This is a genomic window from Streptomyces sp. NPDC060027 (genome assembly GCF_042737005.1).
GTDB lineage: Bacteria > Actinomycetota > Actinomycetes > Streptomycetales > Streptomycetaceae > Streptomyces.
In genome coordinates this window covers 1-11,048 of record NZ_JBHWVI010000260.1, presented here as the reverse complement: position 1 = coordinate 11,048, position 11,048 = coordinate 1, and the positions used below count along the sequence as shown (strand labels likewise).

At 71.0% G+C, this 11,048-nt stretch carries 9 protein-coding genes and 1 pseudogene; 5 read left to right on the top strand and 5 right to left on the bottom strand.

Annotated features, from left to right (window positions below):
• Positions 1-109 precede the first annotated feature (109 nt).
• Both ACFWBT_RS37565 and ACFWBT_RS37560 read left to right on the top strand, forming a co-directional pair.
• A pseudogene (locus ACFWBT_RS37565) lies at positions 110-421 on the top strand (GNAT family N-acetyltransferase); the annotation flags it as partial.
• A 414-nt stretch (positions 422-835) separates the two neighbouring features.
• Entirely contained in the window at positions 836-2,395 is a 1,560-nt protein-coding gene (locus ACFWBT_RS37560; RefSeq protein WP_385707671.1) for an MFS transporter, read from the top strand.
• A gap of 88 nt (positions 2,396-2,483) precedes the next feature.
• Here ACFWBT_RS37560 and ACFWBT_RS37555 read toward each other — a convergent pair whose 3' ends face one another.
• Complete coding sequence (locus ACFWBT_RS37555) at positions 2,484-3,131, bottom strand: TetR family transcriptional regulator (RefSeq protein ID WP_385707673.1); 648 nt, start codon at positions 3,129-3,131, stop codon at positions 2,484-2,486.
• A 290-nt stretch (positions 3,132-3,421) separates the two neighbouring features.
• Between ACFWBT_RS37555 and ACFWBT_RS37550 the strand changes: the two genes are divergently transcribed.
• Both ACFWBT_RS37550 and ACFWBT_RS37545 read left to right on the top strand, forming a co-directional pair.
• Positions 3,422-3,877, top strand: a complete 456-nt coding sequence (locus tag ACFWBT_RS37550) for a hypothetical protein (protein ID WP_385707669.1) — start codon at positions 3,422-3,424, stop codon at positions 3,875-3,877.
• A 72-nt stretch (positions 3,878-3,949) separates the two neighbouring features.
• A complete protein-coding gene (locus ACFWBT_RS37545) occupies positions 3,950-5,128 on the top strand; it encodes a PP2C family protein-serine/threonine phosphatase (protein WP_385707667.1) in 1,179 nt (392 codons plus the stop codon).
• Positions 5,129-5,176: 48 nt separating this feature from the next.
• Here the strand turns inward: ACFWBT_RS37545 and ACFWBT_RS37540 are convergent, their stop codons facing one another.
• Positions 5,177-5,773 (bottom strand): hypothetical protein, encoded by a 597-nt coding sequence (locus tag ACFWBT_RS37540; protein ID WP_385707665.1) that lies wholly within the window; start codon positions 5,771-5,773, stop codon positions 5,177-5,179.
• 217 nt (positions 5,774-5,990) lie between these two features.
• Here ACFWBT_RS37540 and ACFWBT_RS37535 point away from each other — a divergent pair, with 217 nt between their 5' ends.
• Positions 5,991-7,634, top strand: a complete 1,644-nt coding sequence (locus ACFWBT_RS37535) for an FAD-dependent monooxygenase (protein ID WP_385707664.1) — start codon at positions 5,991-5,993, stop codon at positions 7,632-7,634.
• A gap of 34 nt (positions 7,635-7,668) precedes the next feature.
• Here ACFWBT_RS37535 and ACFWBT_RS37530 read toward each other — a convergent pair whose 3' ends face one another.
• The 3 genes from ACFWBT_RS37530 to ACFWBT_RS37520 all read right to left on the bottom strand — a co-directional run bounded on the left by ACFWBT_RS37530 (position 7,669) and on the right by ACFWBT_RS37520 (position 10,982).
• Entirely contained in the window at positions 7,669-8,121 is a 453-nt protein-coding gene (locus tag ACFWBT_RS37530) for a flavodoxin family protein (RefSeq protein ID WP_385707662.1), read from the bottom strand.
• Positions 8,122-8,287: 166 nt separating this feature from the next.
• Positions 8,288-8,950, bottom strand: coding sequence for a DUF5825 family protein (locus ACFWBT_RS37525; protein WP_385707660.1), 663 nt, complete (start codon positions 8,948-8,950; stop codon positions 8,288-8,290).
• A gap of 64 nt (positions 8,951-9,014) precedes the next feature.
• Positions 9,015-10,982, bottom strand: a complete 1,968-nt coding sequence (locus ACFWBT_RS37520; RefSeq protein ID WP_385707658.1) for a RiPP maturation radical SAM C-methyltransferase — start codon at positions 10,980-10,982, stop codon at positions 9,015-9,017.
• Between the last annotated feature and the right edge of the window lie 66 nt (positions 10,983-11,048).

The window sequence follows — 11,048 nt, the reverse complement described above, 5'->3', positions numbered from 1 at the left end:
CTCCAGGCGTCCTACTTCGGGCCGCCGACCGGCGCGGGAGTCTGGACCGCTCGCCAGTACCCGAGGGCATGAACGCGGTTCCGGGGCACGTTCAGCTCCTTGCGGACGAAGGACGCCAGGCGACATCGGAGTCCATCTGCTGCTCGCCCCCGCCGGCCCGGTAGGGAGTCAGGCCGGCTGGACGGCCGCCCTGGCAGCCGTCATCGCCTCGTACGTGCTGCGTACACTCGGCCGGAGCAGAGTCGTGACGGACCCCGATGGCCGCAACGAGAAGGCGATCGGCCGACTGCTCAGACAGGGCTTCGTCGCCGGCCCGGAGGTCGTACTCCCCAGGATCGACCTTCCCGAGGTGCAACTGCCCGAGAAGCGCGCCCGGTTGGCCTTCCTGACGCGAAAGGCCGCCTTCCCCGACGGTTCCTGACGGTCCGTTCGTGGCGGGCAGCGCCGAAGGGCCACGTCGGACATGATCGCGCCCCCCGTTCCACGCGGGTCAGGGGCTGAGACGTCACCCGTCCGGGCGCCGGCGGAGAGCCTCGCCCGGTCCGCCGTACGACCTGCACGAGAAATTCAACAGGAGCCGGCCTCTCGCACGGATCCGGGGGCGGGGAGGCGGGCGCACCCGTCCACGGCGGACCGCCGTGGCGTACGCCGCGCTCGCTCGACCAGCATCTTTCCGCAGCTCGACGCCGAGCGGCGTCGACCGGACGCGGCCTCTCGTCACCGGCCGCCGGACCGCTTCCCTAATTCATCAACGTGGAAATCGCGCACCGCAGTGACGACTCTGGGACCAGGCACCGGGATCCCCCCGGACCGCCCGGACGAAGGACAGAGCACCATGCCCTCCACGCGCGCCCCCGCCGTCGGCTCCGCGCCGGCCGCACGACAGAACCTGATCCTGGTGGTCACCTGCCTCGCCCTCGGCACCGTTGTCGCCGCCATGGCCTCGCTCAATGTGGCGTTGCCCGATCTCGCTCGCGAGACGCATGCCACGCAGACGCAGCTGTCCTGGATCATCGACTCCTACAGCCTCGTCTTCGCGTCGCTGCTGCTGCCCGCCGGCGCCCTGGGCGACCGCTTCGGACGCAGGCGGGCACTCCTCGCGGGACTGACACTCTTCGGAGCCGGGTCGGCCGCCGCCGCGCTGACGACCGAACCCTCCACACTCATCGCCCTGCGAGGCGTCCTCGGAGTGGGCGCGGCGCTGGTCATGCCGGCCACCCTGTCGACGATCACCAGTACGTTCCCGCGGGCTCAGCGGGCGCGGGCGGTCAGTGTCTGGGCCGCGGTCGCCGGAGCCAGCGCCCTGGTGGGCCTGTTCGCGACCGGAGCGCTGCTGGAGGGCTGGTCCTGGCGATCGGTGTTCCTGCTGAACGTCGCCCTGGCCCTGGTCGCCCTGGTCGGGACGCTGCTCTTCGTGCCCGAGTCCGCGGAGCCGAAGCAGCCCCGGCTCGACGTCGGAGGCGCTCTCCTTGCCGTCGTCGGTCTGGTGGCGCTCGTCTACTCGGTCATCGAGGCGCCGACCCGCGGGTGGGCCGACCCGGTCACGCTCGCGGGGATCGGGCTGGGCCTGGCGGTGCTGATCGGATTCGTGCTCTTCGAGCTGCGCCGCGAGAACCCGCTGCTGGACCCCCGGCTGTTCCGCAACCCCCACTTCGCCGCGGGCTCCCTGTCGATCATGCTTCAGTTCTTCGTGTTCTTCGGGTTCATCTTCGTGATGATGCAGTACCTCCAACTGGTGCGTGGCGACAGCGCGTTGATGGCCGCCACCGCGATGCTGCCGATGGCCGTGACCATGGTGCCGGTCTCCCGCGCCGCCCCTGTCCTGGTGGCCCGGTTCGGCTTCCGAGGGCCCTGGGTGGCCGGACTGGTCGGCGTCGCGGCGGGCATGGGAGTGCTCTCACGGCTCGACGCGTCCAGCCCGTACTGGCTCATCGCCACCGGTCTCGTGCCGCTGGGCGCGGGAATGGGTCTGGCCATGACTCCGGCCACGACATCCATCACGGACGCTCTGCCGCGCTCCCTGCAGAACGTCGGCTCGGCCATGAACGACCTGGCGCGTGAGCTCGGCGGCGCCCTCGGGATCGCCGTCCTCGGCAGCCTGCTCAGCGCCGCCTACCGCGATCACCTGAGCCTGCCCGGACTGCCGGACCACGTGGCGGACGCGGCGCGCTCCTCCCTGGCCGCCGCCCACGCCATCGGCGGCCCGGTCTCCGGCCGGGCGACGACCGCCTTCATCGACGGCATGCACCTCGCGCTCCTGGGCGCCGGTGCGGCCGCCCTGCTCGCAGCGCTCGCCGTCGCCCTGCTGCTGCGTTCGGCTCCGCGGCCGGAGCAGGCCGCCGACCACGAGGGGCCGCGTCCCGTCGATACGGAGAAGCAGCCGTCGTACCTCTGAGAGCTCCGGGCCGGCGTCTCGCATCGTGCGAGGCGCCGGCTTTCGGCGTGCCGATACCGCGACCCCGCGACGGAACTTGGTCGGCAGGTCAGGAACGGGGTGCCGGTCGCCCCGCCGGCCGGGCGTCGGGCGCCGGGCGCGCGGGACCGCGTAGCGCCTGTCGCACCTGCGGGCTCACGAAACGGACCACGTCGTCGGGTGTCATGGAGGCGATGGGCTCCAGGCGCAGCAGATAGCGTGTGGCGATCACTCCGGCGATCACGGTGGTGAAGGCGGCCGCCCGTTGCCGGGCGTTCCGTCCCGGCACGAGGCCCGCGATCCGGTCCACGATCTCGCGCTCGACCGCCTCCTTGACCAGCTCGCCGAAAGCGTCGTCGTCGATCGCGCTCTTCAGCATCGCCAGCAGGGGCGGACCCGTCACGGGATCGTCCCAGACGGCGAGGACCTGACGGACGACCCGCTCGGGAAATGTGCTGAGGTCGCCCTCCTCGACGACCCGCGCGAGGACTTCGGCCGGGTTCGCGCCCAGCGCCAGTGCGGCACCGAACAGCCCCTTCTTGGAGCCGAAGTAGTAGCTGATCAGGGCGAGATCGACCTCGGCCTCACCGGCGACGGACCGCAGGGTCACCGCGTGGTAGCCGTCCTCGAGGAAGCGGCGGCGCGCGACATCCAGGATCGCGGCGCGGGTGTCCGGGCTTCCCGGTCTGCGCCCGCGCTGCGGCCCGGACTTATTCATCACGGACGAATTCTAGTGCGGCGGTGCGCGTGGGCTGCCGGACCGGCCGGACGGCCGGGCACCCCGGTGCGCCTCGGTGGCCCGGCGGCCCGGTGCGGGTGCGGTGGCCCGGCGGCCCGGTGCGGTCCGTGGCCCTGTACATCAGTGCGGCTCGGTTCTGGGTACTTCTCACGAAATGGTGTCGTTAATCCATATGAGTGGTGCATCTCACGTCAGACCCGTAGCGTCAGAAGCGTCACAGCGACAACACGCTGGTGACCGATTCGCAGAGCGTCCCGCACGGAGCAGATATGCGCAGAAATTCAGTGAGAACAGCGATCACCCTCTGCGCGGCCGCGTCGCTCGCCGCCGTCATGGGAACCGCTTCCGCCGCCCCGCCCGCCACGGAGACCGCGAAGCAGCGGCAGGCGCCACCCGTACTCGTCGACTGCTTCTGGCACCCGGACGTGCGGCCCGCCAACTTCATCCTGGCCTGCGGCGACGGCAACAGCCGCCTCTCCTCGCTCCACTGGTCGCACTGGAACCAGAACTCGGCGGTGGCCGAGGGCGTCAACATGGTGAACGACTGCAAGCCGTACTGCGCGGCGGGCAAGTTCCACTCGTACCCGGTCATCGTCCTGCTGGACCACCCGAAGCCGTGGAAGAAGAAGCCGAACGTGCAGCACTACTCACAGATGACGCTGGTGTACACCAACGACCGGCCGGACGGGTACGAGCACACGGTCACCTACCCGCTGTGGAACTGACGTCCGCCGAGGTTGCGTCGAGCCCGCAGCAGCGGGAATAGGTACAAAATGGGGCATGTGGGTAACCGGCGCATGTCAGTGGACCGTCTCGTGGAGCAACCGTCGGGCCGCGGTCTGGTGGCGGTCCCTCTAGCGTTGATCGTCGTGATCGCCGTGGTGGACATCCGCTCCCCCACCGACGTCCACCTGGGCCCGCTGCTCGTCATCGCACCGACCCTCACCGCCTCGCTCGCCGGCCCCGCGCTGACAGCTCTGGTCGGGGCGCTGGCCGTGGCCGCCCAGGTGGTCATCGCCGTCCTGCACGGCGGACTCGGCACCACCAATCACATCGCGCAGCTCATCGCCCTCGTGATGCTCTCCGCTCTGGTGGTGTTCGTGTGCCATGTACGGGAGCGGCGTGCGCGGGAACTGGTGCGGGCGCGCTCGGTCGCCGAGACCGCCCAGCGGGTGCTGCTGCGGCCCCCGCCACGCCGGATCGGTCCGCTGCGGGTGGCCTGGCTGTACCTGGCCGCCGAGGACGACACCCAGATCGGCGGCGATCTGTTCGCGGTCAGCCGTGCCGCCGGCCCGTCCACCCGCGTCATCATCGGAGACGTCCGGGGCAAAGGGCTGGCCGCCATCGGGGAGGCCTCGGTGGCGCTGGGCGCCTTCCGTGAGGGCGCCCACCGGTACGCCACCCTGCCGGAACTGACAGCGGCCCTGGAGGTGAGCGTGTGCCGGGACATGGACGAGGTGGCGGACACCCGGCACGACCCGGGCGAACACTTCATCACGGCGCTCGTGCTGGACATCCCCGACGACGGTGCGCGGGTCGAGATGATCAACTGCGGCCATCCCCCGCCCCTGCTCCTGCGCGATCACGAGGTCACCGTCCTGCACGCCCGGCACCCCGTGCCCCCGCTGGGCATGTGCGAGCTGCCCGCCGAGAGCCACCGCACCGACCCGTTCGTCTTCGAGACCGGCGACTTCCTGCTGCTGTACACCGACGGCGTGATCGAGGCCCGCTCCCCGGCCGGGGCCTTCTACCCCCTGGCCGAGCGGGTCGCCTCCTTCCCCGCCTCCGGCCCCGACACCCTGCTGCGCCGGATCCACGACGACCTGGTCCGTCACGTCGGCGACCAACCCGGCGACGACGCCGCCTTGCTGGTCATCGAACGCGTGGCCTCCCACCATCTCCACCTGCCCCACCGTCCCCTGGACGGCCACCACCGGATCCACACCGACGGAGCACCCCCGCCCGCACCGCGCTGACCGACTGCGCGCCGGGCGACGGCACTTGCGCTCAGGCTTTCGTGACGGTCAGACAGCGGCCCGCTCGGTGGCGTGTCGTGCGGCGTACTGGTCCGGGTAGCGCTCGGTGAAGCGGACGGCGAGGACGAGCAGAGCCACCGGGATCACCCAGTTCAGCCAGTCGGAGGAGCCCTCGGTGTGGACGGCGACGACGCCGAGCACGGCGATGACCACGAAGACGGCGCTCCAGACGGCGGTCAGGACGACGTTGATGTGCCGGAACACGGGCGAGTCCCAGTACTCGCGCGGTGTCGTCTCACGGGCGTACTGCGCCGTGAACGGATCGAAGGCGAGGGAGACCAGGGCTACGACGGCGATCACACCGTTCGCCAGGGGCTGGGCGTAGGTCTCCAGCCAGATGAGATCGTGCCGGTCCACGGCGAGAGCGAGCACGCTGAGGACGGCGAAGAAGACGATGCCCGTCACCTCCAGGATCTTCAGCCGGCCGCGGCGTATGTCACCGAGGTTCAGCACGACCGATGCCACCAGGGCCGCCAGCGCCGCGTACTTCCACGTACTGGGGCTCGCCACGACGTCGAAGATGATCCACGGCGCGAACGCGAAGAAGATGTTGCCCGTTCGTCTGCCCGGTTCGGTGCCTGCCACCGCGCACCTCCCGTGGGGGTGGTACAGGGTGAGGCTCGGTGCCCCTCCCGTCACGAACCATCGTGGCTTCCACCTGCCCTGTTCGCATCCGGTGTCCCGCCGCGCCCGCCGGCGCAAGGGATCCTCGCGCTCGTGATCGAGTAGCCAGGCCGGTCGCCCCGGGGCCACGATGGAAGGAGATCCACTCGACGCAGGGGGCGTACGCAGGGAGGCTCCCGTGGCGCACACCTTCGGAACCGATGTGGTGGTCGCGGGCGGCGGCCCGGTGGGACTCACAGCGGCCGCGGAGCTGCGCAGACGCGGGGTGCGCTGCCGTATCGTCGACCGGCTTCCGGCCCGGCTGCCGTACGCGAAGGCGGTGGGTATCCAGCCCCGCACACTGGAACTCTGGGACCGCATGGGGCTGGCTCGCACGGTCCTGGAAGCGGCCGTACCCATGTACGGCCAGCTGATGTACCTCAACGGCGCCGAACAGCCCCGGATCGACCTCGTCCTTCCGCCCGAAGTGCCGTACGGATTCGCCGCGTTGCCGCAGTACGAGACGGAACGCATCCTCGACGCGTTCCTCGCGCGGTTCGGGACACGGATCGAACGGGGCACCGAACTCGTCTCGTTCAGCCAGGACGTCGACGGCGTGACGGTCGCGCTGCGGTCTGCCTCCGGGGCCGAGGAGGAGGTCAGGGCGCGGTACCTGGTGGGCTGCGACGGCGCGCACAGCCTGGTGCGCAAGCGGTTGGGTCTCAGCTTCGAGGGCAGCGCGTTCCCGGAGGAGTACATGCTCGGTGACGTGGAGGTGGACTGGGACCTGCCGCCCGGGTACGGCGTCCGCGCCCTGCACCGGAACGCGGACGGCGAGGTGGACGACCTGCTGGTGTGCATCCCGCTGCCCGGCCGGAAGCGGTACCGGATGTCGATGATGGTCCCGCCCGAACTCTCCGCGGCGGGACGGCGGGACGGACCGGCCGAGGCGTCCGACGGTGTCGCCCACGGTCTGGAGAGCGGCCACGCGCCGACGCTCTCCGACATCCAGGCCGTGCTGGACCGGCTGTCCCCGCAGCCCACGACCGCCTCCGCCCTGCGCTGGTCCTCGGTGTTCCGCATCAGCCACCGGATCGTCGACCGGTACGGCGACGGCCGTGTCTTCGTCGCCGGGGACGCCGCGCACATCCACCCTCCGACCGGCGCCCAGGGCATGAACACCGGCATCCAGGACGCCTGGAACCTGGCCTGGAAACTCGCCCTCGCCGTCGAGGGCGGCACACACCCCGATCTCGCGGCGAGTTACGACGCCGAGCGGCGGCCGGTCGGTGAGGAAGTGGTCGAACGCACGGTCCGGCACGCCACCCGGGGCGTTCAGGCCGATCCGCTCGACCCGCGGACCGTGATGCTGCGTGAGGCCCAACTCCTCGTCGCCTACCGCGGCAGCCCGCTCGTGGACCCGGCCGCCGAGGGACCCGGACCCCAGCCGGGCGACCGGGCACCGGACTGCGCCGGACTCTCGGCGCACATCGCCGCCTATCCCCTGCGTCTGTACGACCTCCTGCGGGACCGCGGGCATGTGCTGCTGCTGTACGGGGACGGCGACCACGGATGGCGACTCGCCGACGCGGCGAGCGACTTCTCCGAGGGACGCGTCGACACCTGCGTGATCCTGCCCGCCGGTACAGCTCCGGACTCCTCGGGCCCACCCACGTACGTCGACACGGCGGGCGACTTCGCCCGTCTCTACGCACTGGGCGACCGGCCGACGGCCCTCCTGGTCCGCCCGGACGGGTACATCGGCGCCCGCCTCTCCCCACCGACGGCGGCGCGGCTGACGGCCCACCTCGCCCGGACGTTCGCCCCGAACGCCGGGACGTAGCGGCACCGCCCCCCGCGGACACAACACACCAGGATCAGTCCATCAATTGGGCGGCCAGGGTCGCGCCGAGCTCCCAGCACGCCTCGATGTCGGCCTTGCCCGGCTCGCCGGTCACGGCCACGCCCTCGGCCGCACGCCGCCAGCCCAGACCCGTCGTGATCGACTCGATGCCGCGCACCGCCCCCGTCACGTCGTTTCCGCCGTGCACGTAGTAGCCGAAGGGACGCGCGGCCGTCGTGTCCAGGCACGGGTAGTAGACCTGGTCGAAGAAGTGCTTCAGCGCGCCCGACATGTAGCCGAGGTTCGCCGGGGTGCCGAGCAGATAGCCGTCGGCGTCGAGCACATCCGAAACGGTCGCGCCGAGCGCCGCCCGCCTCACCACCCGGACCCCCTCGATCCCGGGCGCCGTGGCGCCGGAGACCACGGCTTCGAACAGGGCCTGGCAGTTGGGCGAGGGCGTGTGATGCACGATCAGCAGAGTAGGCACACCCCGCACCCTGCCGCCCCGCCCACCACCACCGCAAGCACCACCCGGCCGAGCCGACGGCCCACCTGAGCGGGGCCCTTCGACGGCCCGGTCCGCGCGTGAGGACCCGTGCTTCCGCCGTCCGTCGTGATGAGCGCCCCGCCCTCCCCCTCGGACCGCCAGGGCCTCAGACCGCCATGGCCTCCTGCAGCCACCGGGACACGCGGTACGGCAGCCACCACGCCAGTTCCCCCACGTGCAGGACCAGGTGTTCGGCGGTGAAGTCGTCGAGTACCTCGGCGGGCACGGCGGTTCGGGAGGTGCCGCGGTCGAGGAGGGCGATGGCCTCCATGTAGTGCGGCTCGTCGGCGGTGAAGCGGCGCAGGTCGCCCCAGCGGCGGTCGCGGATCTGCACGAAGCCGGGACCCTGACGCCACACCAGCTTGCAGAGGTAGTGACGGGTCCGCCAGGCGTGGAGCGCCTCGTCGCCGTCGGTGAGACCGGTGATGCCGCGGGGCGGGTGCAGATGGGAGAGCAGCTTCCACTGTTCGGCGCTGCCTTCCGCGGGAAGCCTCAGGTCCCAGTCGACCTGGACGGCCCGGGCGGTCAGGTCGCGGATCAGGCAGAGCAGGTCCACGGCCCGCCGGTGCTCGGCGGCGCCCTCGGCGGCCAGATCGACCGGCTCCTCCAGTTCGACGAGCCGCACGCCCATCTCCCAGAGACGGTCGGCGACGGCGGCCCCGGCCGGGACCGGGATGCGCCCGAGCGACATGCCGGGCAGGAGGCGGGCCTCGGCGTCGAGGTCGCGCCATGCCCGCACGGCCGGGTTCGGTGCGGTCTGCGTTGTCATCGTGTGCGGTCTCCGTCGGGTCGTCGGGTACCGGTCGGCGGCGCTGGTGCGGCGGCGCCGACGGTCAGGAAAGGGCGGGGGACGGCGTCGGCGTCGAGCGGTCCTGCCGTGCCGGGGTGGTGGTGACGGGCTGCTCGGAGCGCGGGCGCCGGTGCGTGTGCGCCATGTAGTCCAGCCGGAGCAGGTCCTGGTTGACCGCGGCCGGCGCGAGGTGGACGTACTGCCCGGCGTCCGTGAACGCCAGGCCCCGCTCGACCCACAAGTCCAGCAGGCGCTGGACGTCCGCCTGGGTCGCCTCCGGGAAACCCGTCGGGCCGTCGTTCAGCTTGCGCAGCAGGGCCGTGGAGGTGTGCGGCTGGTCCAGCAGACGGAACGCGGCGATCTCCGACGGGTCGGTGAGGCACAGGGTCCGCCAGTCGAAGGCCTCGCGCCGGCTGACCAGCACGATCCGGTCGCCGAGATCGGTGTGGGTCAGGCGCGCGTCGACATGGCGCTTCTTCCACGCCGCGATCCCGGCGTTGAGCCGGTCGACCGTCTCCTCGGTGATTCCGCGTTCCGGCGCTTCGAAGACGTAGGCCAGGTCGTACAGTTCGGCCTCGGGCAGGTCGTAGGTGAAGCGGTAGTGCTCCTCGGGGCGCAGCCCGGTGAAGCCGAGTTCGGGCTGTTTGAAGTAGGGGCTGAAGCGCTCGATGGCGATGCGGGCCGACAGGTCGACGGGCGGGTTGAGGTGTTCCAGGGCCGGGAGCTGACGTATGACGGGCTCGTAGTCCTCCGCGGTCTCGCCGGGAAACCCGTGCAGGTAGTTCCATGAGACGGACAGTCCCGTCTCGGCGGCGTCGCGGAGCATCCGGACGTTCTGGCAGCCGCTGACGCCCTTGTCCATCAGGTCGAGGACACGGCTGTTGAGGCTCTCGATGCCCGGCTGGACGTAGATGAGTCCGGCGTCGGCGAGGACCTGGAGCTGGGATCGGCGCATGTTGGCCTTGATCTCGATGTGCATGCGCAGGTCGTGGCCGCTGTCGATGATGCGGGGCAGCACGGTCTTGAGATAGCCCATGTCGAGGATGTTGTCGACGACGTACATGTCCAGGACGCGGTGCCGGCGCGCGAGGTCCATGATCTCCTCGTAGAACACGTCCGGGCTCTTGCTGCGGAACTGCATGAAGGAGCCGTTGAGTCCGCAGAACGTGCAGTGGTGCTTCTCGCCCCACCAGCAGCCGCGGGCTCCCTCGACGACGAGTTTGGGTTCGACCCAGTTGCGTGCCACGGACGCCCCGAGACGTTCGAAGTAGCCGCTGTAGTCGGGGGGAAGGATCGCGGCGGGCGGCAGCGGGCCGCTCGGCATCGGGTTGGCTACGGAGGTGCCGTCGGCGCCCCGGTGGCAGAGTCCCGCGACGGCGGCCGGTTCGGGCTTCTCGTCCTGCAGCGCCGACAGCAGCTGGGGGAAGGCCTGTTCGCCCTCACCCCGCACGACGTAGTCGACGAACGGGAAGTTGCGGTGGACCGAAGCACCCTGTTCCGCGTCGCAGTTGGCGCCGCCCATGACCGTGACGATGTGCGGGGCGAGCTTCTTGACCTGGCGGGCCGCGGCCAGCGCCGCGGTGTTCTGCTGGAACGTGGAGGTGAAGCCGACCACGTCGGGCTCGGCCTCGACGATACGGCGGGCGATCTCGGCGACGAACTCCGGTACCTGCTCGTGCAGTTGACGGGTCATACGCATCCGGGACCTGCGCAGCTTCCCCTCCATGACGCGCGCGAACTCCGCGTCCTTCCATCCGGGGTCGTCGTACAGCGCCGAGGAGAAGACCCAGTCGCCGCAGCCGAGGAAGTAGGACGACAGCGCGTAGTACTCGTAGTCCTCCGCGGAGAATTCGGTGCGGCTGGTGATCCAGTCCGTGAACTCCAGGTTGGCGTGCAGCACTTCGCAGGTGGCGCCGGGTACCCGCTCGTCGACGCTGCGTTTGAGGATGCCTAGGGCCAGGGAGGGCAGGTCGATGGGCGACCAGGGCATGTTGACCAGAAGGACGCGCACGGACGACTCCTTGTGAGGGCGCGGGACACGGCAGGGGAGCCCGGCCGGCCCGTGGCGGACCACGGG

What these genes read in the sequence shown, in the direction of transcription:
- ACFWBT_RS37560 (WP_385707671.1), top strand. Translation starts at nt 836, where the DNA reads ATGCCCTCCACGCGCGCCCCCGCCGTCGGCTCCGCGCCGGCCGCACGA.
- ACFWBT_RS37555 (WP_385707673.1), bottom strand. Translation starts at nt 3,131, where the DNA reads ATGAATAAGTCCGGGCCGCAGCGCGGGCGCAGACCGGGAAGCCCGGAC.
- ACFWBT_RS37550 (WP_385707669.1), top strand. Translation starts at nt 3,422, where the DNA reads ATGCGCAGAAATTCAGTGAGAACAGCGATCACCCTCTGCGCGGCCGCG.
- ACFWBT_RS37545 (WP_385707667.1), top strand. Translation starts at nt 3,950, where the DNA reads ATGTCAGTGGACCGTCTCGTGGAGCAACCGTCGGGCCGCGGTCTGGTG.
- ACFWBT_RS37525 (WP_385707660.1), bottom strand. Translation starts at nt 8,950, where the DNA reads ATGACAACGCAGACCGCACCGAACCCGGCCGTGCGGGCATGGCGCGAC.